This window comes from Pontimicrobium sp. MEBiC06410 (assembly GCF_053601615.1).
This window is the reverse complement of record NZ_JBSHNT010000149.1, coordinates 92334-119268: the sequence shown is the minus strand read 5'-3', so window position 1 is coordinate 119268 and position 26935 is coordinate 92334. Positions and strand designations below refer to the sequence as shown.

General features: G+C 32.4%; 24 protein-coding genes. 8 read left to right on the top strand and 16 right to left on the bottom strand.

The genetic code is table 11. The annotated features are described in order from the left end of the window. Positions 1–32: 32 nt before the first annotated feature. The 12 genes from ftsA to mraZ all read right to left on the bottom strand — a co-directional run bounded on the left by ftsA (position 33) and on the right by mraZ (position 14136). Positions 33–1364 carry a cell division protein FtsA gene (gene ftsA / locus ACVC08_RS08995; RefSeq protein WP_452599187.1) on the bottom strand — a complete coding sequence of 444 codons (1332 nt, stop codon included), beginning with the start codon at positions 1362–1364 and terminating at the stop codon, positions 33–35. Between the two features lie 3 nt (positions 1365–1367). After that, positions 1368–2087: a cell division protein FtsQ/DivIB gene (locus ACVC08_RS08990; protein ID WP_452601787.1), complete on the bottom strand. Its 720-nt coding sequence runs from the start codon at positions 2085–2087 to the stop codon at positions 1368–1370. After that, positions 2077–3429 carry a UDP-N-acetylmuramate--L-alanine ligase gene (murC, locus tag ACVC08_RS08985; protein WP_452601786.1) on the bottom strand — a complete coding sequence of 451 codons (1353 nt, stop codon included), beginning with the start codon at positions 3427–3429 and terminating at the stop codon, positions 2077–2079. The genes ACVC08_RS08990 and murC overlap by 11 nt, the downstream gene beginning before the upstream one ends. A 224-nt stretch (positions 3430–3653) precedes the next feature. Next, positions 3654–4763 carry an undecaprenyldiphospho-muramoylpentapeptide beta-N-acetylglucosaminyltransferase gene (gene murG, locus ACVC08_RS08980; protein WP_452601785.1) on the bottom strand — a complete coding sequence of 370 codons (1110 nt, stop codon included), beginning with the start codon at positions 4761–4763 and terminating at the stop codon, positions 3654–3656. Positions 4764–4765: 2 nt separating this feature from the next. Beyond that, entirely contained in the window at positions 4766–5971 is a 1206-nt protein-coding gene (locus ACVC08_RS08975) for an FtsW/RodA/SpoVE family cell cycle protein (protein WP_452599183.1), read from the bottom strand. A gap of 139 nt (positions 5972–6110) precedes the next feature. Next, positions 6111–7451: a UDP-N-acetylmuramoyl-L-alanine--D-glutamate ligase gene (murD, locus tag ACVC08_RS08970; RefSeq protein ID WP_452599182.1), complete on the bottom strand. Its 1341-nt coding sequence runs from the start codon at positions 7449–7451 to the stop codon at positions 6111–6113. A 147-nt stretch (positions 7452–7598) separates the two neighbouring features. Then, a complete protein-coding gene (mraY, locus tag ACVC08_RS08965) occupies positions 7599–8831 on the bottom strand; it encodes a phospho-N-acetylmuramoyl-pentapeptide-transferase (RefSeq protein WP_452601784.1) in 1233 nt (410 codons plus the stop codon). Between the two features lie 4 nt (positions 8832–8835). Next, entirely contained in the window at positions 8836–10299 is a 1464-nt protein-coding gene (locus ACVC08_RS08960) for a UDP-N-acetylmuramoyl-L-alanyl-D-glutamate--2,6-diaminopimelate ligase (RefSeq protein WP_452601783.1), read from the bottom strand. Beyond that, positions 10296–12245: a penicillin-binding protein gene (locus tag ACVC08_RS08955; protein ID WP_452601869.1), complete on the bottom strand. Its 1950-nt coding sequence runs from the start codon at positions 12243–12245 to the stop codon at positions 10296–10298. The genes ACVC08_RS08960 and ACVC08_RS08955 overlap by 4 nt, the downstream gene beginning before the upstream one ends. A 62-nt stretch (positions 12246–12307) precedes the next feature. Beyond that, entirely contained in the window at positions 12308–12628 is a 321-nt protein-coding gene (locus ACVC08_RS08950) for an FtsL-like putative cell division protein (RefSeq protein ID WP_452599179.1), read from the bottom strand. 154 nt (positions 12629–12782) lie between these two features. Continuing rightward, positions 12783–13679, bottom strand: a complete 897-nt coding sequence (gene rsmH, locus ACVC08_RS08945; RefSeq protein ID WP_452601868.1) for a 16S rRNA (cytosine(1402)-N(4))-methyltransferase RsmH — start codon at positions 13677–13679, stop codon at positions 12783–12785. After that, positions 13666–14136, bottom strand: a complete 471-nt coding sequence (mraZ, locus tag ACVC08_RS08940) for a division/cell wall cluster transcriptional repressor MraZ (RefSeq protein WP_452601782.1) — start codon at positions 14134–14136, stop codon at positions 13666–13668. The genes rsmH and mraZ overlap by 14 nt, the downstream gene beginning before the upstream one ends. A gap of 298 nt (positions 14137–14434) precedes the next feature. Here mraZ and ACVC08_RS08935 point away from each other — a divergent pair, with 298 nt between their 5' ends. The 3 genes from ACVC08_RS08935 to ACVC08_RS08925 all read left to right on the top strand — a co-directional run bounded on the left by ACVC08_RS08935 (position 14435) and on the right by ACVC08_RS08925 (position 16225). Further along, positions 14435–15199: an alpha/beta fold hydrolase gene (locus ACVC08_RS08935; RefSeq protein ID WP_452599177.1), complete on the top strand. Its 765-nt coding sequence runs from the start codon at positions 14435–14437 to the stop codon at positions 15197–15199. Positions 15200–15375: 176 nt separating this feature from the next. Further along, a complete protein-coding gene (gene yihA / locus ACVC08_RS08930; protein WP_452599176.1) occupies positions 15376–15981 on the top strand; it encodes a ribosome biogenesis GTP-binding protein YihA/YsxC in 606 nt (201 codons plus the stop codon). Beyond that, the gene (locus ACVC08_RS08925) at positions 15974–16225 is read left to right on the top strand and encodes a hypothetical protein (RefSeq protein WP_452601781.1); all 252 of its coding nucleotides are present in this window, start codon (positions 15974–15976) and stop codon (positions 16223–16225) included. Before yihA ends, ACVC08_RS08925 begins: the two co-directional genes overlap by 8 nt. A gap of 11 nt (positions 16226–16236) precedes the next feature. Here ACVC08_RS08925 and ACVC08_RS08920 read toward each other — a convergent pair whose 3' ends face one another. Together ACVC08_RS08920 and ACVC08_RS08915 are read right to left on the bottom strand one after the other, a co-directional pair. Further along, entirely contained in the window at positions 16237–17325 is a 1089-nt protein-coding gene (locus ACVC08_RS08920) for an ABC transporter permease (protein ID WP_452601780.1), read from the bottom strand. 8 nt (positions 17326–17333) lie between these two features. Then, the gene (locus tag ACVC08_RS08915; protein ID WP_452599173.1) at positions 17334–19514 is read right to left on the bottom strand and encodes a carboxy terminal-processing peptidase; all 2181 of its coding nucleotides are present in this window, start codon (positions 19512–19514) and stop codon (positions 17334–17336) included. Between the two features lie 215 nt (positions 19515–19729). Here ACVC08_RS08915 and surE point away from each other — a divergent pair, with 215 nt between their 5' ends. The 5 genes from surE (at position 19730) to ACVC08_RS08890 (ending at position 24650) form a co-directional block, all read left to right on the top strand. After that, positions 19730–20506 carry a 5'/3'-nucleotidase SurE gene (surE, locus tag ACVC08_RS08910; RefSeq protein WP_452601779.1) on the top strand — a complete coding sequence of 259 codons (777 nt, stop codon included), beginning with the start codon at positions 19730–19732 and terminating at the stop codon, positions 20504–20506. Beyond that, a complete protein-coding gene (locus ACVC08_RS08905) occupies positions 20499–20786 on the top strand; it encodes a hypothetical protein (RefSeq protein ID WP_452600070.1) in 288 nt (95 codons plus the stop codon). Before surE ends, ACVC08_RS08905 begins: the two co-directional genes overlap by 8 nt. Before the next feature lie 37 nt (positions 20787–20823). Beyond that, positions 20824–21945, top strand: a complete 1122-nt coding sequence (gene lpxB, locus ACVC08_RS08900; RefSeq protein WP_452601778.1) for a lipid-A-disaccharide synthase — start codon at positions 20824–20826, stop codon at positions 21943–21945. 6 nt (positions 21946–21951) lie between these two features. Continuing rightward, positions 21952–22521 (top strand): C40 family peptidase, encoded by a 570-nt coding sequence (locus ACVC08_RS08895; protein WP_452601777.1) that lies wholly within the window; start codon positions 21952–21954, stop codon positions 22519–22521. A 107-nt stretch (positions 22522–22628) separates the two neighbouring features. Further along, positions 22629–24650: a ComEC/Rec2 family competence protein gene (locus ACVC08_RS08890; RefSeq protein WP_452601776.1), complete on the top strand. Its 2022-nt coding sequence runs from the start codon at positions 22629–22631 to the stop codon at positions 24648–24650. Between the two features lie 25 nt (positions 24651–24675). Here the strand turns inward: ACVC08_RS08890 and ACVC08_RS08885 are convergent, their stop codons facing one another. Both ACVC08_RS08885 and ACVC08_RS08880 read right to left on the bottom strand, forming a co-directional pair. Beyond that, entirely contained in the window at positions 24676–25224 is a 549-nt protein-coding gene (locus ACVC08_RS08885) for a thioredoxin family protein (RefSeq protein WP_452601775.1), read from the bottom strand. A gap of 104 nt (positions 25225–25328) precedes the next feature. Next, on the bottom strand, positions 25329–26918 hold the full coding sequence (locus ACVC08_RS08880; protein ID WP_452598864.1) for a peptide MFS transporter: 1590 nt from the start codon (positions 26916–26918) through the stop codon (positions 25329–25331). Positions 26919–26935: the final 17 nt, after the last annotated feature.

Here is a 26935-nt window from a genome sequence, read left to right as displayed (position 1 = left end):
ATCTATTCTTTTTTTATTCTTTATTATAATTTCTATTCCGCGTTATCTAAAAAATCTTTAACGCGTTCTGTTAAGGCATCTAAAAATGATCGTTTTTGTTTTTTAGGCGCTTCAACTACTGGTTCGTCTTCTATGTGGTCTTCTATTACTTCTGGTTCGTTTTCTACTGGAGCTTCTTCTACAATTGTTTCTGCTTTTTGACGCTCTTGTCGTTTTAAACCATCCATAACTAAACCTACTGCTGTTGCAAATAACGGACTTGTTATTGTATCATCGCTATTGCCTGCTAAGTGTTCGTTTGGATACCCAATACGTGTATCCATACCTGTTATGTATTCTACTAATTGCTTTAGGTGTTTTAACTGGCTTCCGCCTCCTGTTAATACAATTCCTGCTATTAATTTCTTTTTTTGTTCTTCGTGTCCGTAGTTTTTAATTTCTACATATACTTGCTCTATAATCTCCACAACTCTTGCATGGATAATTTTAGATAAATTTTTAAGCGTTATCTCTTTTGGGTCACGCCCTCTTAGGCCTGGTATTGAGACTATTTCGTTGTCTTTATTTTCTCCTGGCCATGCAGAACCAAACTTAATTTTTAGTAGTTCAGCTTGCTTTTCTATAATAGAACAACCTTCTTTTATATCTTCTGTAATAACGTTTCCTCCAAAAGGGATTACTGCCGTATGGCGAATAATACCGTCTCTAAAAATGGCTAAATCTGTTGTTCCTCCTCCTATATCTATTAAAGCAACTCCTGCTTCTTTTTCTTCTTGACTTAATACTGCATTTGCAGATGCTAAAGGCTCTAGTGTAATACCTTCTAAATCTAACCCTGCACTTTTTACACAACGTCCAATGTTTCTAATTGACGATACTTGCCCAACAACAACATGAAAGTTTGCTTCTAAACGTCCGCCATACATCCCTATTGGTTCTTTTATTTCTCCTTGTCCGTCTATTTTATATTCTTGTGGCAAGACATGAATAATTTCTTCTCCTGGTAGCATTACTAATTTATGCACCTGGTTTATTAAACGTTCTATATCATCATCATCTATAACGGTTTCAGAGTTTGGCCTTGTTATATAATCACTATGCTGTAAACTACGTATATGTTGCCCAGCGATACCTACGGTTACGGCTTCTATTTTTGTTGCTGCTGCAGCTTCAGCTTCTTGAATGGCTAATTGAATAGATTGTATAGTTTGTGTAATATTATTTACTACACCACGATGCACACCTAAGCTTTTAGACTTACCTATGCCTAAAATCTCGACTTTATTATATTCATTTTTACGACCAATCATAGCCACAATTTTTGTGGTTCCTATGTCTAATCCAACTGCTATATTATGCTCCATAACTTATACTTTGGTACATACAACTTGGTTTTCAAATTGCAAATTTACTTTGCTATACTTGTTTAGCATTTTATCTTTAATTGCTTTTTGATAAAATGCTTTTAGGTTATTAATTTTTTTGTCTAAATGTTTAAGCTGCCCCAATTGTACCTTAAATTTACATTGACGCAATTTTAAATAAATAGAATTATTTGCATTCTGATGAATCTCGACAACGTTTGTTTTCAAGAATTTATCATTATATATTTTATTAGCAATTGTAAATACATTTGCTAATTCTTTTTTATTTATTTCGCCAGTAACTAATGGCACACGTTCTGTATAATTTTTAGACAACGGCATAAAACCTCCTTGACTATCAATATAATACGACTGAGCACTACTTACTCTTGCTATAGGTCTCTTTTGTTTAATTCTTGCTGAAAATGCACCATTTACTCCTACAAACACTTCAGCAGATTCTATCATTGGGTTAGCGTTTAGGGACGCCTCTAGAATATTCAAATCTAAAGTTTCTTTGCGCACACTCGTAGCACTTGTTTGATTTTGTATTAACAATTTACTAACAGCCTCATGCGTAATAAAAAGATTTTGTTCTCCTAAAAATTCTATGACTGGTTTAGAGACTTTTCTACTGTTATTTTTTACTGTTGCAAATGCATATAAAAACACCGTTACAACACATAACCCAATCATTTTTATGTGGTTCCAGTTAACTTTCATTTAACAATGCTTTTTTAATTTGTTTTACTTCTGCTCCTATATCTCCTGCTCCAATAGTTAATATTATTCTTGCTTTACTGTCTTTTATTTTGGTTACAATTTCTGACTTTTCTATAAGCTCTTTTTTAGGGTTATTAATTTGTTGTAATAACCAATGAGATGTTACACCTTCTATTGGCAACTCTCTTGCTGGATAAATATCTAACAACAAAACTTCATCAAATTGCGATAAGCTTTTTGCAAAGCCACTGGCAAAATCTCTTGTTCTAGAGAATAAATGTGGCTGAAATATTGCCAACACTTCATCTTCTGGATACATTTCTCTAACTGCTTGGTGTACTGCATTAATTTCTTCTGGATGATGTGCATAATCATCTATGTACACTAAAGCATCACTTTTAATTTGATAGGTAAATCTACGCTTAACACCTTTATAAGTTGCTAAAGCCTCAACAAGCTGTTGGTGGGGCACACCGTATTCTACAGCCATCGCTAAGGCTATTAATGCATTCGACAAATTGTGTCTACCTGGTAGGTTAAATTGCACTTGTTTTAGTACTTTTTTTGGTGTTTTCACATCAAATATATAAGTACCGTTTTGTATTGTTATATTTTGAACTGAATAATCAGAATTATCTTCTATACCGTATGTTATACCGTCTATTGGCAATCCGTTTCTAACAAATAATTTACCATTCGGCTTTAACTTTTTCGAAAAATCCTCGAATGTTTTAGTTAACGTTGATGCGTCTCCATATATATCTAAATGATCTGCATCCATAGATGTTATGCATGCTAAATCTGGAGACAGTGTTAAAAACGAACGATCAAACTCGTCTGCTTCTACAACACTAACTTCTGCACCATTTTGTATTAAATTAGAGTTATAATTTTCACTTATCCCACCCAAAAATGCGGTTAAAGGAACTTTACATTCGTACAATAAGTGTCCTAAAATACTTGTGGTCGTGGTTTTACCATGTGTTCCTGCTACTGCCAAACAGAATGTGTTTTTAGTAATTGCTCCTAAAATTTCTGAACGTTTTAATACTGTATAGCCATTGTTTCTAAAATAGGCTAGCTCCTTGTGGTCTTTAGGTATCGCAGGCGTATAGACAACTAACGTGGTTTCTGGATTTAAAAAACGCATTCCTACGTTTGCTATAGAATCTTTATAATGAACTGCAATATCCAAATCTTCTAATGCGTCTGTTATCTCCGTTTGCGTTTTATCGTAACCAGCCACATTCTTGTCATTAGCTTTAAAGTAGCGTGCAATAGCGCTCATACCTATACCTCCAATGCCTACAAAATAGATGTTATGTATATTATTTAAGTTCATATTATTTTCTGCAAAGGCAGAACTCTTTTTATTATTTACTCGTTTATATAAAGTTCGTGTGTTCTAGTAAAATTTATATTTCAAAATAATTCTCGATACAATTTTCGTTCCTTAAAATCACTCGAACTGACGTTAATTTTTATTTTCAAAAGGGTCTTTAACTGTACTCAGACTAATATTTTAGTTTTTTTCAATTTTATATTCAATTTCAATTTTAACTTCTATTATTTCTTATTCAGAAGTTTTTCAACCTCGTCTGCTATTTCTTTTGTTGCATTTATTAATGCTAGTTTTTTAATGTTTTCTCCAAGTTGTTCTTGTCGTTCTGTAGAGGCTATTAATTGCGAAAACTTATTTTTAAAATCAACTTCTAAGTCTTCTTGAGCAATTAATATTGCCGCATCCTTCTCTACAACTGCTTTTGCATTTTTTGTTTGATGGTCTTCTGCCACATAAGGAGATGGCACAAAAACAACTGGCTTACCTACAATACACAATTCTGAAACCGAACCTGCTCCTGCTCTAGATATAATAAAATCTGCCGCTGCATAAGCACAATTCATTTTATTAATAAAGGCATGTACTTGTACGTGTTTGGTATTATTATATATTTTATACTGTTCGTAATACAGTTTTCCGCATTGCCAGATAATTTGCAGGTTTTGCATTTGCAAAAAATCTAATTCTCTTTCCAATAACTCATTTATAGCTTTAGCTCCTAAACTCCCTCCTAATACTAAAAGCGTTTGTTTGCCTTCAACCAAATTGAATTCTGATATAGCTTCTTCCTTAGAGCTATTTATGCTTAACAAATCTTGCCTTACTGGGTTTCCTGTTTTTATAATTTTATCTTTAGGAAAAAAGCGCTCTAGACCATCGTAAGCTACACAGATTTTCTTTGCTTTTTTAGCTAATAATTTATTAGTAATTCCTGGATACGAGTTTTGTTCTTGTATTAGTGTTGGTATTCCTTTTGATGCTGCCACTTGTAATAATGGCCCACTTGCAAAACCTCCTGTTCCTATAACGACATCTGGCTTAAACTCATTAACTATTTTTCGAGCATTCCATAGGCTATTTATAAGCTTAAATGGAAACATTAAATTATCTGCTGTTAACTTTCTTTGTATCCCCGTTATCCATAGCCCTTTTATACTGTAACCTGCTTGTGGCACTTTTTCCATCTCCATTCTGTCTTTGGCTCCTACAAATAAAAAGGATGCGTCTGGAAAACGTAATTTTAATTCGTTAGCTATTGCTATTGCAGGATAGATATGCCCTCCTGTTCCTCCTCCAGAGAGTATGATTTTATATGTTTTCTCTTTTTTACTCACTTTTATACAGTTTCCGATAAAACTTCTAACGGATTTATTTCTTCCTCTTCTTCTTTATGTTCTTGTTCTTTTATTTCTTCTCGTTTAGAGCTCACACTTAGTATTATTCCTATAGCTAAACAGGTCATCCAAATAGAGGTTCCTCCACTACTTATTAATGGCAGTGTTTGTCCTGTAACAGGAAATAACTCTACAGCTACCGCCATATTTATCATGGCTTGAAACACTATGGGTAGACCGACACCTAATACTAACAGTTTACCAAACATAGTGTCTGATTTTTGAGAGACAATAACTATACGAAATAACAACCACATGTATAATACCATTAATAGCAATCCTCCAAGAAGTCCATATTCTTCAACAATTATGGCAAAAATAAAATCTGAAGATGATTGCGGTAAAAAGTTTTTTTGTGTGCTTTTCCCTGGGCCAACTCCTGTTAATTGTCCAGAGGCTATTGCTATTTTAGCTTTTTCTATCTGATAATCTGCTTCGGTGTCTTCTCCATTAGCAAAATTTTCAATTCTACTTATCCATGTATCTACTCTATTTGGCATTGCATCTGGAAATGCTTTTGCTACTAAAATAAATAGAATTAACCCTAAAATTCCAGAACCAATTATAACTCCTAAATACCGAATAGGATAACCGCCTAAAAACACCAACAATACTACCATTAAAAAGATAATTGCTGTAGTTGAAAAATTAGAAGGTAAAATTAATGCTAGTATAATAAAAACTGGTGCCCAAAGCGGTAAAAGCGATTCTTTAAACGTAATTTTTTTATCTTTTATTTTAGACATATATCTTGCCACATACACCATTAACACTACCGCTGCTAATGTAGACGTTTGGAAAGACATCCCTACTATTGGAATCCTAATCCAACGACTAGCATTTGCTCCTGCAATTGTTGTTCCTTGCATTATTGTTAACACCAACAGCACAAATACTATTGGTATCATAATCATAGACAAGCCTCTAAAATAACGATAGGGCACTTTATGTACTCCATACATAATAGTAAAGCCTAAAAATAAGTGCATAAAGTGCTTTACAAAAAACGAAAAGGTATTAGTGTTGTTTCCTACATACGCCAAATTACTTGCAGCACTATAAACAGGCAAAAATGAGAATATTGCTAGCAATGCTGCAATAGCCCATATTAACCTATCTCCTTTTATATTTTTAAATAATTGTTGCATTATTAATCACTCTTTAGAGTGTTATTTTTCTACTATTTTATTTTTTATGTTCCCTTGTGGATTCCTGCTTTCGCAGGAATAACAATTGTTTCACTTTAACTTCATCAATCGTAAATCTTAAATCTACAATCGTAATTCGTTACAGGTTTCTTACTGCATCTTTAAATTGTCGTCCTCTGTCTTCGTAATTCTCGAACAAATCGAAGCTTGCGCATGCTGGTGATAATAATACATTGTCTCCTGCTTCTGCTATTTTATATGCAATTTTTACTGCTTCTTTCATAAATTGTGTTTCAACAATAACATCTACCATACCTCCAAAGTTTTCTATAAGCTTTTCATTGTCTATGCCCAAACAAATGATAGCTTTTACTTTTTCGTTTACAAAAGAGAATAGCTCTGTATAATCGTTTCCTTTATCTGTTCCCCCAACAATCCAAACGGTTGGTGCCTCCATACTTTCTAAAGCATAGTATGTTGCATTAACGTTAGTTGCTTTAGAATCGTTTATGTATTGTACTTTATTTATTTTAAGCACTTGTTCTAAACGGTGTTCTACACCATGAAAGTTTTCTAAGCTTTCACGTATAGTTTGCTTTCTTATTTTTAATAAATGCGATACTGTTGATGCAGCCATTGCATTTTTAATATTGTGCTTTCCTTCTAAAGCTAAGTTTTTTGTTGGCATAATTATAGTGTTGTTATTTATTGTTGTTATTATATTTTCGTCTTTTAAATACGCTCCGTTTTCTACTGTTTTTGTTAATGAGAATGGTAATAATGTCGACTGAACAGCATTATTCTCTAACCAATTAACAATAACTTCATCATCTGCATCGTATATTAAATAGTCTTCTTTTGTTTGATTTAATGCTATTCTAAATTTAGAATTGATGTAATTTTCAAACTTATACTCGTAGCGATCTAAATGATCTGGTGTTATATTTGTTAATACGGCAATATTTGGTTTAAAATCTACTATTCCATCTAATTGAAAGCTGCTAATTTCTAATACATAATTTTCAAAATCTTTTTCTAAAACTTGTTTAGCAAAACTATCTCCTATGTTCCCAGCTAATCCTACATTTAATTCTTGTTTTAAGACATGATGTGTTAACGATGCTGTTGTTGTTTTACCATTACTTCCTGTTATTCCAACTATGGTTGCATTGGTATATTTTGAAGCAAATTCTATTTCAGAAATAACTGGAACTCCTTTTTCTACTAGCTTTTTTACTAAAGCAACTTTATCTGGTATTCCAGGGCTTTTCATTACAACATCTGCATTTAGAATTTTAGCTTCTGTATGCTTCTCTTCTTCCCATTCAATGATATTATTTATAAGAACGTTTTTGTACTTTTCTTTTATTTTTCCTTTATCTGAAACAAACACATCATAGCCTTTGGCCTGACCTAAAAGCGCAGTACCTACTCCGCTTTCTCCTCCTCCTAATATGACTAGTTTAGATTTACGATTCATGGATTTACGATTTACGATTGCGTAACGTTTTAATGGACGCTACTACTATTGATAATAATTCGTTTCCTTCAACATATAATCTTTTAATTTCGCCATGTTCTTTATTACTCACTTCTTTCATTCTTGAATCGTATATCGTAATTCTGTTTATCTTAATTTCAAGGTTACTATTGAAAGTATTGCCAGAAATATACCGACAATCCAAAATCGTGTTACTATTTTACTTTCATGGTATCCTGATTTTTGATAATGATGATGCAATGGCGACATTTTAAAAATACGCCGTCCTTCTCCATATTTTTTTCTAGTGTATTTAAACCAGCTGACTTGCATGATTACCGACAAGGATTCTGCAAAGAAAATTCCGCATAGTAATGGTATTAGCAACTCTTTTCTAACTGCTATGGCTATTACTGCTATAATTCCTCCTATGGTTAAACTTCCTGTATCTCCCATAAATACTTGTGCTGGATAGGTGTTATACCACAAAAACCCAATAAGTGCACCAATAAACGCGGCTATAAAGACTACTAATTCTCCAAGCCGGGGAATAAACATGACGTTGAGATAATCTGAAAACACAATATTGCCTGAAATAAAGGCAAAGGCTGCCAATACAAATACTATTATTGCCGAACTTCCTGCGGCCAATCCATCTATTCCATCTGTTAAATTAGCTCCATTTGAGACTGCTGTAATTATAAAAATAACTATTGGAATAAATAATATCCATGCATATTTTGCGTAATCATCGCCTAACCACGTTACTAAATTTAAGTAATCGAATTCGTTATCTTTTACAAAAGGAATAGTTGTTTTAAGGGACTGCTCTTCTGGGTAGAATTCTCGCTTTGAGTTTTGCGTTATTAACTCTGTTTCATATACTGGATTAACTTTTTCTTGCCTTATTGTTACACCTGGATGGAAATACATAATTGCCCCTACAAATATTCCTAATCCTACTTGGCCTAATACTTTAAATTTACCACTTAATCCTGCTTTATCTTTTTTAAATACTTTTATATAATCGTCTGTAAAGCCAACTAAACCCATCCATATTGTGGTTACAATTAGCATAATAACATAGATATTATCTAATTTTGCAAGTAATAACACCGGTATTAGGGTAGAAAAAATAATTATTAAACCTCCCATTGTAGGTGTTCCTGCTTTTTCTACTTGCCCTTCTAAACCTAAGTCTCTAACAGATTCTCCTACTTGCTTTTTTTGCAATAGTCTTATTATTTTTTTACCAAATATTGTAGAAAACAGTAACGACAGAATGATAGCTAAAGCGGCTCTAAATGTGATAAATTGAAACACACTTGCTCCTGTTAACTGGTATTGTTTTTCTAAATATTCGAATAAGTAGTATAACATATTATTATTTTTCTAGTTGGTTTAAAAGTGTTTCTACTGTTTTGTAATCATCAAAATCGAAACGCTCTCCTTTTATTTCTTGGTAGGTTTCATGTCCTTTTCCTGCTATTAAAATAATATCTCCTGACTGTGCCATTTGACATGCTGTTTTAATAGCTTGTTTTCTATCGGTTATAGACAGTACTTTTTTAAAGTGCTGTGGCTCTACTCCTTTTTCTATGTCTTCTATTATAGTTTCTGGCTGTTCGCTTCTTGGATTATCGCTTGTAAAGATTACCTTAGTACTTAAAACCGATGCTATATGTCCCATTTTAGGGCGCTTGGTTGCATCTCTATCTCCTCCACAACCTACAACTGTAATTAACTCTTCGTTTTTAGTACGAATACTATTTATAGTTTCTAGCACATTTTTAAGTGCATCTGGTGTGTGTGCATAATCTACTATTGCTGTTATTTTTTGTTTAGAGATTAGGTATTGAAAACGTCCGCTTACACTTTCTAATTCACTTATTAACCTTAAAATTTCCTGCTTTTCAAGTCCAAGCAATTCGGCAGTAGCAAAAATAGCTAGTACATTATAGGCATTAAAGTTCCCTATTAGTCTTGTCCAGACCTCACTATCATTCAGCTTTAACAGTAAGCCTCCAAATTGGTTTTCTAAAATCTGTGCTTTATAATCTGCATAGCTTTTAAGTGCATATTTATATTGTTTTGCTTTTGTGTTTTGAAGCATGATTGCTCCATTTTTATCATCAGCATTGGTTAATGCAAAGGCGTTTTTACTTAAGTTATCGAAAAATGATTTTTTAACGTCTCTGTATTCTGCAAATGTGTCGTGATAGTCTAAATGGTCATGTGTTAGGTTTGTAAAAATCCCTCCTTCAAAATGCAAACCTTCGGTTCTTTTTTGATGAATTCCATGAGAACTTACTTCCATAAAACAAAACTCAACACCTTTATCGTTCATTTCTTTTAAATAACGATTTATGGTTAATGAGTCTGGAGTGGTATGGGTTGCTTTATAATCTATATCATCAACTTTTATAACCACAGTAGACAACAAACCAACTTTATACCCTGCATTTTTAAATAATTGGTATAATAGTGTTGCTATTGTTGTTTTACCGTTGGTTCCTGTAACGCCTACTAATTTTAGGTTTTCTGAAGGATTCCCATAATAGTTAGATGCCATTACGGCTAATGCTACACTCGAGTTTTCTACTTCTAAATAGGTAACTCCTTGTTCTTTTGTTTCTGGTAATTTCTCGCAAACGACAACGGCTGCTCCTTGTGTTATAGCTTTTTCTATATATTGATGTCCATCTGTAGTACTTCCTTTAATAGCAACAAACACATCATTCTTTTCTATCGCTCTAGAATTAAACTGAATAGCATTTACATGCACATTAGTACTTCCTACTACAGCATTAATACTTACTTTATATAATATGTCTTTTAAAGAATTCACGATACTTCTAAAACAATGGTTTGGTTTTTCTTTACTTTTTGTCCTTTAGGAATAGATTGCGTTTTTACTGTTCCAGTCCCTTTTGTTTTCACTTTTAGTCCCATATTTTCACATAATGCAACCGCATCCATTAATGGCAATCCTGTTACGCTAGGCATAATGGTTAAATAGGTATTGGATACATCGTAATAGTTTTGGTATTCTTTTTCTACTGAAGTGTTTTGCACTTCTAAAGATTCTACTTCATCTATTATTGGTGTATCTGTAAATATTTTTTGTGCTATTTTTTTAAATACTGGACCTGACACATCTGCTCCATATATTCCTTTTTTAGCACTTGGTTTATGAATAACTACAATGCAGGAATACTTGGGGCTTTCTACTGGAAAGTATCCAGCGAAAGAAGAAATGTATTTTTTATTTTTATTCCATTCTTCAAAATTGCTGTAATCGGTTCTAGCAGTTCCTGTTTTTCCTGCCATAGAGAAATATTTAGAATACAACTTTCTTCCTGTTCCTTTTATTACAACATTTTCAAGCATTTTCTGCGCTGCTTTTATCGTTTCTTTAGAACATATTTGAGGGTTTATCACTTCTTTTTCAAACGTTTCTATTTCTTTATCTAAATCTTTTACCTGCTTAATAAAATGCGGTTTCACCATTTCTCCATCGTTAGCTACTGCATTGTAAAATGTTAAGGTTTGCAATGGTGTCATTTTTAAATTATACCCATACGCCATAGATGGCAATGCATTTTTACTCCAGTTATCATCTCCTGGTCTTGGTATATTTGGTTTTCCTTCTCCTACTATAGGTAAATCCAGCACTTCGTTAAGCCCCCAAGAGTCTAGCCTTTTAATAAACTTCAAAGGCTTCTTAGAATAGTGTTCGTCTACTATAGTAGCCAAACCTATGTTTGAAGATAACTCGAATGTTCTTGCCGCTGAAACCTTTCCATGCCCTCGCGTATCTGTTATTGTTCTCCCATAGAATCGTTTAGCTCCATTTCCTGTGTTTATTACGGTAGCGGTATCTATTACTTTATCTTCTAACGCCGCCATAATTGCCATGAGTTTAAAGGTAGATCCTGGCTCGTGAGATTCTCCTACGGCATAGTTTAGTTTTTCGTAATAGTTTCCTTTAGAGGTTCTTCCTAAGTTAGAGATTGCTCTTATTTCTCCTGTTTTTACCTCCATTACTACTACAGAACCGTGTTCTGCTTCATAAATTTCCAGCTGTTCTAATAAGGCATGATGTGCTATATCTTGTATGTTTACATCTATGGTTGTATATACATCGTACCCATCTAGAGGTTCTATTTCGTTTGCATCTCTAATAGGCTTCCATTGTCCTTTTCCTATTTTTTGTTTTAATCTACTTCCATTTTTCCCTCGTAAATATTTTAACCCAAAGGCTCCATCTATTCCTGGTCGTGTTACATTGCCGTTATCATCTATACGCTCGTAACCTATGGTTCGTTGAGCAATACCTCCCATAGGGTGTTCTCTTTTGGTATTTTGCTCTACTATTAGTCCTCCTTTATATGCCCCAAGGTTTAACATTGGAAAGTTACGTATGCGTATATAGTCTGAGTAGCCAATGTCTCTGGCTAACAGGTAATATCTATTTTTATTTGCTCTCGCCTTTCTAAGTGCTTTCTGGTAATAGCTAGATTTTTTGCCTTTGTATTTTGCTAAAGAATCGCTTAGTGGTTTTATATATTTCTCGAATGTTTTTTGAGATGGCGTTAATGCGTCTATACGTATATCGTATTTTGGTATTGATGTTGCCAATAAATTACCATTTATAGAGTATACATTTCCTCTATTTGCAGGTATATCTACTCTATCTACAGTTCTTTTTTCTGCTAATTCTCTGTATTTATCTCCGTTTATATACTGAATACTTAAGAGTTTAAAAACCACAGCCAGCCCGAAGATGAACATACATCCTGCTACAAAATACAATCGGTTTAATATGTTCGTTTCGTTTGTTGCCACGATAGAACTTAATTTTGTTGTGGTTTAACTTTTATTTTTTGAGGTGGCACCTCTGAGGTTTTCAAACCTCTTTCTTTCATTTTTTGTGTAACTACGGATTGCTTTTTCATTTCCATTAGCTTCCCTCTCCCATCTATAAAGGCCGATCGTAGTTCTTTTGCTTGATTTCCTAGCCGCGCTATTTCGTGTACTTTTTTATCTGCACTGTGCGAGCTTGCAATCATTACTATAGCTAACACAGAAATAAAGAGTATCATTCTCCAGTTCTTAAAGGAGTCGTCGCTTACTAAAAACGTTCCTCGTAATATGCTATATATATTCTTTTTCATCTCTTACTCCTGCGAAGGCAGGAATCTCTTTTTTAATCTACTTTAATTCTTTAACTCGTTCTAAAACTTCTCGATACGATTTGCTTATTCCTTACAAAATCACTCGAAGTGATATTCCCTTTTAAAGCTTATTGTAAGTAGTGCAAAATATATTCTATGCTTTTTGGGCTATTCGTAGTTTTGCACTTCTTGCTCTATTATTTTCTTCTATTTCTTTTTGACTTGGTATTATTAATTTGCCCACTTTTTTAAGCGGCACTTCAAAATTCCCAAATACATCTCTTTCTGGCTCTCCTTCAAACATTCCATTTCTTATGTATCGTTTCACTAGCCTATCTTCTAACGAATGGTAACTTATAAAACTCAAACGCCCTTCTGGCTTTAATAGTTCTGGTGTTTGTTCTAAAAATTCTTTTAACACTTCTATTTCCTGATTTACTTCTATACGAATGGCTTGATAGATTTGTGCTAGTATTTTATTTTCATGTTTTGGCGACAAGAACTTTTTTAATATTGTTTTTAATTGTTCGCTTGTTATTATTGGTTCTTGTTGTCTTGCTGTAATTATTAAACGCGCCATTGCTGGTGCCGCTCTTAGTTCTCCATATTGCAACAATACTTGTTTTATTTGCTCTTCTTCATATTCATTTATTACATGATAGGCCGACAATTCATTGTTTTGATTCATTCGCATATCTAAATCTGCTTCAAATCGTGTAGAGAATCCGCGTTCGGCTACATCAAATTGATGTGAAGACACTCCAAAATCTGCCAAAATCCCATCGACTTGCCTAGTTCCATGAAATCTTAAAAATCGCTTGATATATCTAAAATTTTCATGTATTAATGTAAAACGCTCATCGTCAATTGTGTTTTCTAATGCATCTGCGTCTTGATCGAATGCAAATAGTTTTCCTTTTGGTCCAAGTCGTTTTAATATTTCTCTACTATGTCCACCACCTCCAAAAGTAACATCTACATAGACCCCATCTTCTTTTATATTTAAACCATCTACGGTTTCTTTTAATAATACTGGGTTATGATATTCCATCTTCTTCATCGTCTTGTCCCATAACTTCTTCTGCCAAGTCAGCAAAATCGACTGCAGCATCATCTATGGCTTGTTCATAATTATCTTTGTCCCATATTTCAACAATGTTAATTGCTGAGGATACTACAATGTTTTTAGAAATATTTGCAAACACTACTAAATCTTTTGGTATTAACAGTCTTCCGTTACTATCCACCTCAACCATTTTTACTCCTGCTGTAAAGCGACGTATAAAGTCGTTATTCTTTTTCTTGAAACGATTTAGCTTGTTCATTTTCTGCATTAATTGCTCCCATTCTTCCATAGGATACAATTCTAAACATTGTTGAAAAACCGCTCTTTTAAGTACGAAACCATTTTGAAGCACAGGAGCAAGCTGTTTTTTAAGCGCAGCAGGTAGCATTAGCCTTCCTTTGGCATCCGCTTTACATTCGTATGTTCCTATTAATGAGTTCAAAACGTTTTAACTTGGAGTCAGTCTTTTAAGATTCAAATATATTGAAAATTTTACCACATTTTACCACATTTTACCACTTTGTTAATAACTATTCTTTATTTCACTTTATTTGTTTCAAAACACAACACTCCAAAACCCCTTTAAACACTATGTATCAAGCGTTTAATTACACAAACAGAAAGCTTTACATTAAATTTCTCCTTTTCTATTTTATTTGGATGAATTAACTCTGTAGAGATTATGTTATTTTTTTGATTGAAATACCTATATTTGCTTTCAACGAATCGACTAACGTTTAATGACGCATACTTTAAAAAAAGAAGGAAAATTTAACTATATTGAAGTTGGAGAAGGCACGCCAATTATAGTGCTTCATGGACTTATGGGAGGGTTAAGTAACTTTGATAGTGTCACTTCTCACTTTAGTGAAAATGGATACAAAGTCATTATTCCCGAACTTCCTGTTTACACCATGTCTCTTATTAAGACAAATGTAAAAGCATTTGCAAAATACCTTAATGAATTTATTGAATTTAAAGGGTTAAAGGATGTTATTTTACTTGGCAACTCTCTAGGTGGCCACATAGGATTATACCATACAAAATTACACCCAAAAACGGTAAAAGCACTGGTTATTACGGGTAGCTCTGGTTTGTATGAAAGTGCTATGGGTGGTGGTTATACAAAGAGAAGGGATTATGAGGTTATTAAAAAGAAAGCTCAAGAGGTTTTTTACGATCCTGATGTAGCTACTAAAGAAGTCGTAGATGAAGTTTACGAAACTGTTAACGACAGAAATAAACTTATTAAAACACTAGCTATTGCTAAAAGTGCCATAAGACATAATATGGCAACAGATTTACCAAATATGCATACTCCTGTGTGTATTATTTGGGGTAAAAATGATATTGTTACACCTCCTGAAGTTGCAGAAGAGTTTAACACTTTACTTCCAGATTCTGATTTGTTTTGGATAGACAAATGTGGTCACGCTGCTATGATGGAACATCCTGAAACTTTTAATACTATTTTGTTTAATTGGTTGCAAAAAAGAGGATTTTAGGTTAATACACTTGAAAAAAGGTTTCAGCACCCCCAACCAAACAGCAATAAATTTATTACTTTTACGACTTTAAATATTAGAAGTTAAATATATAGATTCTCACCTTTGTGAGAATGGCAAACTTTTCTGCTTTCGCTGTAACCAACTAAAGATTCCCACTTACGCGGGAAATAAATATGAAAATAAAATCTGCTGAATTTGTAATGAGTAATTCCGATGTGGCAAAATGCCCAAAAGGAATGATACCTGAATATGCTTTTATAGGACGAAGTAATGTAGGAAAGTCTTCGCTCATAAATATGTTAACCAGCAGAAAAAGCTTAGCTAAAACTTCTGGTCGTCCGGGTAAAACCCAGCTTATTAACCACTTTATTATTAATAAAGAATGGTTTTTGGTAGATTTACCAGGGTACGGTTATGCTCGTGTTTCTAAAACTACTAAAAAGGTTTTTCAGAAGTTTATTACACAATATTTTGAACAGCGACAGCAATTGGTTTCTGCTTTTGTTTTGGTAGATATTCGCCATAAACCACAGCCTATAGATTTAGAGTTTATGCAGTATTTAGGTGAAGGTGGTATTCCGTTCTCTATTATTTTTACTAAAGCCGATAAGCTAAAGCCAAAAGCTATAGAAAATCATGTTGAGGCTTACAAAGCTATTCTTTTAGAGACTTGGGAAGCTATGCCTAATTATTTTATTACGTCTAGTTCTAAAAATATTGGCAAGGATGATGTTTTAGGATATATTGATGGGTTGAATGAGAATATGAACCATGATTAATAATTCTGAAAAGGAAAACACTCCTTTTGATTATACAGAAAATAAAATTTGGGTTTATTTTGAAGTAGCAGACAAAAACAGTTTTAAAAATTATATAAGTACACTACAGTTTGTTACACCCGCTTCTTTAATTGAAGAGTCCTATGGTTATAAAATATTAATATGTAACCAACATATTCCAGAAATAGTACGAGATTTAGCTGCTAAAAACGTAGCTATATATCAAGTAACTCGTTTGTTATAACAGAATATTTATTAGTTTTTAACATCCAACGCATCTCGCAAGGCATTACCTATTAACATAAATGCCATTACCAAAGTCATGATACATAATCCTGGGATTACAGCTAAATAAGGTTTTCCTAAAATGATATAGTTGTAATGGTCTTTTATCATGGCTCCCCAGCTTGCCATTGGCGGCTGTGCCCCAATACCTAAAAAACTTAATCCGCTTTCTATTAAAATTGCCGCCGCAAAATTTGCCGCACAAATAACTATTACAGGCGCCATAATATTTGGTAAAATATGCTTAGTTATTATACGAAAATGATTATACCCCAATGCTCTTGCTGCGGTAACATACTGCAGCTCTTTTGCTCCTATAATTTGCCCTCTAACTACACGTGCGACTTCTACCCACATCGTTAAACCTACTGCTATAAATACTTGCCAAAACCCTTTTCCTAAGGCTAGCGTAATCGCTATTACTAATAGCAATGTTGGTATGGACCATGTTACGTTAATAATCCACATAATTACTGCATCTACTTTTCCACCAAAATAGCCTGCTACACTTCCCATAAACACTCCTATTATTAAAGAAATAAACACTGCTACAAACCCAATAAAAAATGAAATTCGCGCGCCTACTAGCACACGACTTAATAAATCTCTTCCATATTTATCGGTTCCTAAATAAAATGTTTTTTCTTTTATTAAGGTTTCTGCAGAACTACCGTTTTTAAGGTTTATTGTTTTCTTTAAACCTTCCAAACCATCCGAGGCATACTCCGTATAACTCATTGTATTTCCTGTAATAGTATAGTCTGTAATTGGTATTTCTGTTTTAACAATAATTTCTCCAAAGAATAACTTATTAAAAAAACCTTGTTTTTTTTCAATTGCTGAGGGCAATGTTAATAGTTTTGCTTTAAAACCGGGTTTCTTAGAGTGTATAGATAAATGCATTTGATTTGCATTCTGTGAATTGTCTGGCGCAAACACATAAGCAAATACAGATAGTATACCTATTAATACAATAAAATAGAAACTGAAAACGCCCCAAAAGTTCTTTTTAAACTTTTGGAGCGCTAACTTACTTAATGAGTTTGTTTTTGTACTCATTGATTTTTTTAATCTTTTACGGTAGCTACCTTTTTAATTTCGTATGTCATTTTTAAGTCTTCTAGCACATTTAATGCTTCTTCTACATATACATCTTGACTTAAACTTTCGTGCCAACGTTTACGTTTTTCTTTTAGCACTGTATCTTTTTCAAATAATGCTTCCTCGTATGGTAAAGATGAAAATGTTAGATCTGTTTTATAATCTGAAAGTGCTTTAAATTGTTTCGCTATTTCTTCATCTTCTTTTAATTCTGCTTTATATTTTTCGTAATTTAAAGAGAACGTATTATCGTCCATTTGCTCTTTAATCCACTTTGCATTTTTCTCAATAAGTGTTAATTGCTTATTGTTTTCCATACGCGCTTTACTGTTGCTAATTGTCGCGTCGTAATCATAATAATTACCCCAAAACTCATAATCTACAGCATCTATTTTATCCCATTCTAATGGGTTTTCTTGATCTCTTTCTCCTATATCTACAAAGCTGTAACGGTCTGGAACGACTACATCACTCTTTACTCCTTCTAATTGTGTAGAGCCTCCGTTTATACGATAAAATTTTTGTCTTGTAATTTTTATAGCGCCTAAATCTCCATGAGAGCTGTTTCTTACCATTCTATTTAGGTCTAAGATGTTTTGTACTGTTCCTTTTCCGTACGTTTGCTTACTTCCTATTACAATTGCTCTTTTATAATCTTGCATAGCTGCAGCTAATATCTCTGATGCAGAGGCAGAGAGTTCATTTACCATTATTACAAGAGGGCCATCCCAAATTATAGATTTGTCTTTATCTTTTAAAACTTCTTTTGGTTCTCCTGTTGAACGCACTTGTACTATAGGGCCTTCTTTTATAAACAATCCTGCTATATCTACTACTGTTTTTAAAGAACCTCCGCCATTGTTACGTAGGTCTAAAACAAGTCCTTCCATGCCTTCTTCTTTAAGCCTTTCTATTTCTTTCTTAATATCTGATGCTGCATTTCTATTATCGTAGTCTTTAAAATCTATATAAAATTTTGGAAGGTTTATAACTCCATATATTTTATCATTTTTCTTAACTGTTGATGACTTAGCATACGTTTCTTCTAGCTCTACTATATCTCTTGTTATAGATATTTCCTCTATGGTTCCATCTACCTTTTTTAAGGTTAAATAAACGTTAGTTCCTTTTGGACCTTTTATTAATTTAATGGCATCATCAATTCGCATGCCTACAATACTCACTGACTCCTCTTCGTCTTCCTGACGCACTTTTAAAATAACGTCTCCTACTTCTAATTCTTTTCCTCTCCAAGCTGGTCCTCCAGAAATAAGTTCTGTTATTTTAGTATAATCCATACGCTTTTGCAAACGTGCTCCTATACCTTCTAATTGTCCAGAAATTTGCTGATCGAAACGATCTTTATCGGTTGGTGCCATGTACGACGTATGCGGATCGAATTCTTCTACTATTGAGTTTATATACATAGCAAACCAGTCTTTACGCTCCATATCATCAATAAAGTCTGTGTAATAAACATCTAGGTTTTTTAATGTTTCTTTTCTTGCTTCTTCTTCTAACTCAGCTGGTGTTTTATATAAAGAAATCTTTTTATCTTCTTTTTTAACATCGCTTTTTAATTTCTCCAATGTTTCTGGATCCATTTTTGCTTGCTCTTCTTTTTCAGCCATTAAAGCATCATAAGTAGCAATTGTTCTAAACTTAAGTTGTTGTCTCCAACGTTCTTTCAATTTCTTTTTGTTTTTTACATAATCATGCTTCTCGTAATCGGTATCTATATTTTCATCTATAGTAAAATCGAAAGGTTTATTTAAAATGTCTTTATAAATCGCTTTTGTTTCATTAATACGCTTTACTAAACGCTCATTTGTTAAATTAAAAAATGAAATATCATAATTCATTAATTGATTATCTATTTCAGATTTATATTTAGAAAATTCCTCTACATCAGATTTTAAAAAATAACGTTTTAATGGATCTACCCTTTTTAAATAGGTGTCGTAAACATCCATAGAGAATTCATCGTTAAAGTCTTTAGGCTGAAAATGCAATTGCTCTAAGGCAAGTGTTATTATCTGAATTAGTAATTTATCTTTATCTGGGTCATTATTAACTTTTGCTGTAAAACTACATGATCCAAATGCTAATAACAGCACTAACATTAATACATTATACTTCTTTTTCATCTAATCTTTTTTTAGTATTTTTAATTGTATTCATTTTATTTTTCGCTCGCTTATTCAAGTAACTTTCTCTCAATAAAATAAAACTTATATTATTCCACTAAAATAAAGAAAAAACCGTGCCAATAAATGCAATTGAAGCTAATTTTTTGTTAAACGAGTTAAAAAGCTTAAATACATAAGATTTTGTGTATTTTAGCGGGTAAATTCGAGGGATAATGACGAAAAAACCACTTATTTTAGTTACCAATGACGATGGCGTAACTGCACCTGGCATAAGAGCTTTGATTGCTGTTATGAAAACTATTGGTGAAGTTATTGTTGTTGCTCCAGATAGTCCACAGAGTGGAATGGGGCATGCAATTACCATAAACTCTACTTTACATTTACAAAAAATAAATATTGATGAGAGTATTGATGAAGAGTACAGTTGTTCTGGCACACCTGCAGATTGTGTAAAAATTGCAATAAATGAAATTTTAGATAGAAAACCCGACCTCTGCGTTTCTGGAATAAACCATGGCTCGAACTCCTCTATTAATGTTATTTATTCTGGCACTATGAGTGCTGCTATTGAAGCTGGTATTGAAGGCATTCCCGCTATTGGTTTTTCTAATTTAAACCATAGTTGGGAAACTAATTTTGAAGCTTCAAAAAAATATGCAAAAATTATTGCTAAAAATGTTTTAGTTCATGGTTTAAAAAAAGGTGTTGTTTTAAATGTAAACATTCCTGACTTAGAAGATTCTAAAATTAAAGGTGTTAAAATATGTAGACAAGCCAAAGCTAATTGGAAAGAGGCTTTCGACAAAAGACAGACACCACAGGGTAAAGATTATTATTGGCTTTCTGGAGTATTTGAAAATTATGATGATGGTGAGGATACCGATGAATGGGCTTTAGAGAATGGTTACATTTCTGTAGTTCCTGTGCAATTCGATTTAACAGCTCATCAATGTATTCAAGAATTAAACACATGGCGTTTTAATGAATAAAAAAGCAATTATTACTGGTTTTATAACTGGGTTAGCGGTTACTTTTATAGGCATAACTATTTATGTGCTTTATTTAAATGCTAGTTTAGGCTTAGAATCTAAAGAAATTATACAAAAAATAGTATCTTTTTCTACTATTAAAAACTATGCTGGTATTGGCATCCTTTTAAATCTTCCTGTTTTTTATTACTTTTTGAGTAGAAAAAAAGAGGATTATGCCAAAGGATTAATTTTAGCTATTATAATAGTTGCTATTATCTTTTTAGTAAATAAGTTTTAGAGAATTATATCAATAACAAAACTATTAATACAAGCAGATGAAGTATTATATTATTTCGGGAGAGGCTTCGGGAGATTTACATGGTTCTAATCTAATGAAATCTCTATTACTTCAAGATGTCGATGCCCATTTTAGGTTTTGGGGAGGAGACCTTATGCAAAGTGTAGGAGGAACTCTCGTAAAACATTACAAAGACCTCGCTTTTATGGGGTTTTTAGAGGTTGTTATGAATTTAAGAACCATAACTCGAAATTTAGCATTCTGCAAAAAAGATATTGAAGACTATAATCCTGATGTTATTATTTTTATTGATTATCCTGGCTTTAATTTACGCATTGCTAAATGGGCTAGGCAGAAACAGTTTAAAACTCATTATTATATTTCTCCGCAAATATGGGCTTGGAAAGAAAATAGAATTAAAGCTATAAAAAACGACATTGATGAGATGTATGTTATTCTTCCTTTTGAAAAGCCTTTTTATGAAGATAAGCATAATTTCCCTGTACATTTTGTTGGCCACCCTCTAATTGATGCAATTGCTGGACGAGTGCAGGTCGACGAATTTGAATTTAGAACTCAAAATGGTTTAAGCAATAAGCCTATTATTGCCTTATTACCCGGAAGTAGAAAGCAAGAAATCACCAAAATATTATCTATAATGCTAAGTATTGTAGATAATTACAAAAACTATCAGTTTGTTATTGCTGGTGCTCCAGGACAGGATTATAGTTTCTACAAGCAATTTATTAAAAAGAATAATGTTCATTTTATTTCTAATAAAACATACGACTTATTAAGTGTTTCTACTGCTGCTTTGGTTACTTCTGGTACAGCTACTCTTGAAACCGCTCTTTTTAAAGTTCCTCAAGTAGTCTGTTATAAGGGGAGTTGGCTATCTTACCAGATTGGAAAACGCTTGGTTAATTTAGACTACATTTCTTTAGTTAATTTAATTTTAAATAAAGAAGCTGTAACAGAATTAATACAGAATGATTTTAATACTAATCGTTTAAAAAAAGAACTTGATAAACTTTTAGACCCTTACGAACGTACTAAATTCTTTATTCATTATTACGAGTTAGAAAAAGCTCTTGGAGGAAAAGGTGCTAGTGAAAACACCTCAAAACTAATTTATAATTCTATTATTAATAACATCTAAATATTAATGCATAAAAAAGCCCTAATTCTACTTTTAATTCTCGCTTTAACATTAACGTCTTGTGGTTCCTCTAAAAACAGACGTGTTGTTACCAAAAAAACAAGAACAACAAAAACCATAAAAAAGTCTAGACCTAGACCTAGACCTAGACCTACGCGAAATACAACTGCAAAACCAAAAACTACTAATGCTCTTGCCCAAGCTATTGTTAATAATGCAAAGTATTATAAAGGCACGCGTTATAAGTATGGTGGTACTACTAAAGCTGGTATGGATTGTTCTGGATTAGTTTACACCGCTTTTAAAAAAGAAAATATAAAAATACCTAGGGTTTCAAGCGCTATGGCTACTTACGGAAATTGGATTGATTTAAAAGAAGTAAAGCCTGGAGATTTATTGTTTTTTGCAACCAAAAAAAATAATCGTAAAGTAAATCATGTTGGCATTGTTACGTCTTCACGTGTAGGAAACGTAGAATTTATTCATTCATCTACAAGCAAAGGTGTTATCGTTTCTAATTTAGCCGAACGTTATTGGTATTTTGCATTTGTGCAAGCCAGGCGTTTGCTTAAATAAAATTGTTTTTTAAACTTATAACCTTATATAAATCAAACTCTATTTATTAGGTTTAAAAAATAAAAAAACACTTTATATATAGTAATATTTTTATTAATTTAGGGTAATTGAAAGCCCTTAACTTCACCATAATACAACTAACTATTTGTTTAGTCGTAGGCATATTAGCTGCCTACTATTTTTCTATTCCTACTAATCTCTCCCTCTATATAACTATTGTTTTTTTAATTGGTTTAGGCTGTTTACTTCTTGTTTTAAAAAACACTTATAATACATCTGTTAGTTTTAGTATACTATCTTTTATTACTACTGTATCTATTGGAATACTTATAACCAATTTAAACAATAAAAAACTAAATCCTCGGCATTACTCTAAAGTAGATTTATCTAACCAATCGATTACTTTTAGAGTTAACAGTATTTTAAAACCTAATAATTACAACAAAAAGTATACTATAGATGTCTTAAAAATTGGAGAGCAACCTGTATCGGGAATAGCTTTATTATATGTTACTAAAGATAGTATAAACTCTTCTTTACATGTAGATGATATTTATACTACCTACCAGCCCTTTAAAACCATTAATAGCCCATTAAATCCTAATCAATTTGATTATAAGCATTACTTGGAAAAACAATATATATACCACCAAATTTACAGTTCAAAAAAGCAACTGCTTAATATCAACTCTAAACCACATACGCTATACGGTTATGCAGATTTACTGCGGAGAACTATTAATAATAGGCTAAAAACTCATCACTTTAATCCTGATGAACTTGCTATTATTAATGCTCTAATACTGGGACAAAGACAGGGTGTTAGTAAAACTATCCAAAATAATTATACTAATGCCGGTGCTATTCATATTCTAGCTGTTTCTGGCCTGCATGTTGGAATTCTATTACTTTTATTAAATGGTTTATTTCATCCATTAATTTATTTAAAACATGGGAGAATGATAAAGGTAATATTTATACTTACTTCTCTATGGGGTTTTGCTATTATTGCTGGTTTATCGGCTTCAATAATTAGGGCGGTTACTATGTTTAGTATTGTTACAATTGCTTTGCATTTAAAACGCTCTACTAATATCTATAATACATTAGCACTCTCAATACTTATTTTACTGCTTTTTAAACCACTTTTTATTTTCGATGTCGGTTTTCAATTAAGTTATTTAGCTGTAATAGCTATTGTAGCGATACAACCATTAATAGTTAAATTATGGCATCCTAAGTATAAAATATTAAAATGGTTATGGGATATTTTTACAGTAACTTTGGCTGCTCAATTTGGGGTTGTTCCTATTAGTCTATTTTACTTTCACCAGTTTCCTGGTTTATTTTTCATTTCTAATTTAATTATCATCCCATTTCTTGGTTTCATACTAGCTTTAGGTATATTAATTATAGTTCTGGCGCTTTTAAATGGCTTACCAAACTTTTTGGTAACATTTTATGGTTTTGTTATTTCTGCAATGAATAGTTTAGTAAAATGGATAGCACTACAAGAGCAGTTTATTTTTACTGAAATTTCATTTAATGCTGTTCAGGTATTTTTTGCATACTTTTTACTATTTACAATAGTAAAATGGGTTACTAAACCAAGTTACAGCCGTATTTATATAGTATTAATTGTTATAATTTGTTTTCAAGGTACTCTCATTGTTAGTAAGTACAATTCAAACAATTCTCAATTCACTATTTTCCACAAAAGCAAGCATACTGTTATTGGCTACAAAAGCAATACAAAGCTTGAACTTTATTCAGATTTAGATTCGTTAAATAATGATATTATTTCTAACTATAAAGTGTTTAACAATATCAATACATTAAAGTCTAATAGCTTGCAGACTATATATAATGTAAATGCCAATTATTTGTTAGTTATAGATAGTATTGGGACATATAATTTAAAGACTATTAAACCAACCTATGTTCTGCTAAGGCAATCTCCAAAAGTTAACTTAGAACGATTAATTAATACTTTGCAACCAAAGTATATTATTGCAGATGGTAGTAATTACAAATCGTATATAAAGCAATGGAAACAGGTTTGTAAAAAAGCAAAACTCCCTTTCCATAACACTAATGAAAAAGGAGCTTTTATTATAACTCTAAATTAAATATCTATATAATTTAGACGTTTATTTACTCTTTAAATTCGGCTTTAAATTTTTTATAATAGTCATTAAATGCCTTTTGTGTATCCATGCCTTTATGCTCGTCTTTTTTAAACATTTTTAAGTATAACTCTAGTTGCTGAGGCTTTTTATAACCTACTATTGGAGCTAAAAACTCTGCTTCTTCATCTAAAAATACAATTGTTGGATACGAGCGTATACTGAAGAATCTTGATAATTGATGCACTGAATTTCTTCTACTTGCTTTTGCCGGGTTATAATTAGGGTTTGTAAATGTTTCTCCTCTAAATTTTATAACGTCATTACCTTCTGCGTTAAACTTTACGGCATAATAGTTTTTATTTACATAGTCTGCAACATCTTTATTTTTAAATGTATTACGGTCTAGAGCTTTACATGGTCCACACCATGATGTATATACATCCATCATAATTTTCCTTGGTTCTTTCTTTTGAAGCGCTACTGCTTCCTCTAGTGTTACCCAATTAATTTCTTGCGCAGATATTGATACTGTAGCAAATAGTGCAAATAGTGCTAAAACAATGGTCTTCTTCATTTTAAATCTTTTTAATTCTTTATGTGTAGTCGCAAATAGCATTCCAAAGTTACAAAAAATAAAAAACGCCTCAACGAGGCGTTTTAGTATATAATATTTATTTTTTATCTAATGCCGTGCATCATTCTTAATAATGTTTTGTTTAAGATAATCATAACAATACCAGCACCAATAGGAATTAATGTAAATATTAAGAAGAATGTAGACATTCCATACTCTTCTACTATAGGATCTATATAACTACCTGTAATACCTGCTAAGGTATTTGCTATAAAGTTAGCAACAAACCATACTCCAAACATTAAACCTACTAATTTAACTGGAGCTAATTTACTTACATAAGACAGTCCTACTGGAGACACACATAATTCTCCTAGTGTGTGGAAAAGATATGCTAAGATTAGGAAAATCATACTTACAGAAGCCGTTTTAGCTCCTAATGGTATTCCCATAGAACCAAATGCTAATATTCCAAAACCTACTCCTAGTAATATTAATCCCAAAGCAAATTTAACTGGACCTGTAGGATTGTATTTACTTTGCCAAATTTTAGAAAATAATGGCGCAAACGCAATAATAAAGAAAGAGTTTAATATTCCAAACCAAGAGGCAGCTACTTCTGCTTTATCTGATTGAAATTCTCTTACTAACATCCATATAACTATAGCCCATATTATAACAAAACTTGTTCCTAATAATATGTTTGATAAGGAGAACTTAGAAAATGTTTGTTTAAATAACATCCCTAATACCCATGTAATAATTAACATAGGGACTACCGTTAATAATGTATTAACTATTTTAAAGGTATAGGCTCCGTTTCCTGTTAACACTCTATCTGTATAATCTGATGCAAATATCGTCATAGATCCACCTGCTTGTTCAAAAGCCCACCAAAAGAATACTGTAAAGAATGCTAGAACTCCAATAACAATTAATCTATCTTTTGTTACCTTAGATTTTTTCGCATCATCGATAACTTCTTCAATATCGTCCTCAATTTTTTCAATTGAATCTTCAATTACATCATCTAGGTCGTCTGACTGCTTTGGAGATAGTCCTATGTTTGCAAATATTTTTTGCGCGAAATAGAATTGTAACATTCCGAAGAACATAAAAATTCCAGCTAAACCAAATCCATAATGCCATCCAATTTTTTCACCAATGTATCCACATAATAAAATTCCTAAAAATGCTCCTGCATTTATACCCATGTAAAAAATAGTATAACCTGCATCTTTTTCTTTTCCTTGGTTTTTGTATAGCTGACCAACCATTGAAGAAATATTTGGTTTAAACAGTCCATTCCCAATAATTAGAAGAAATAATCCTAAATAGAAAAACATAGACGTTGTTCCTTCTAATGCCATAGAAGCATGCCCCAATGTCATTAATAATGCACCAAGAACTATTGCTTTTCTATACCCCATTATTTTATCTGCTATAAGCCCTCCAAGTATTGGAGTTATATATACCAGCCCTGTATATAAACCGTATAATTTAAGTGCATCTGCTCTTTCCCAAGCCCAGCCTCCATCTATTAATGTAGCAACTAAAAATAGCACTAATAATGCTCGCATACCGTAGTATGAAAAGCGTTCCCACATTTCTGTAAAGAACAGCACAAATAAACCAGACGGATGGCCTAGCACCGTTTTTTGATTGGTTTCTGAACCTCCAAATTTAAATTCCATATAAATAAATTATTTAT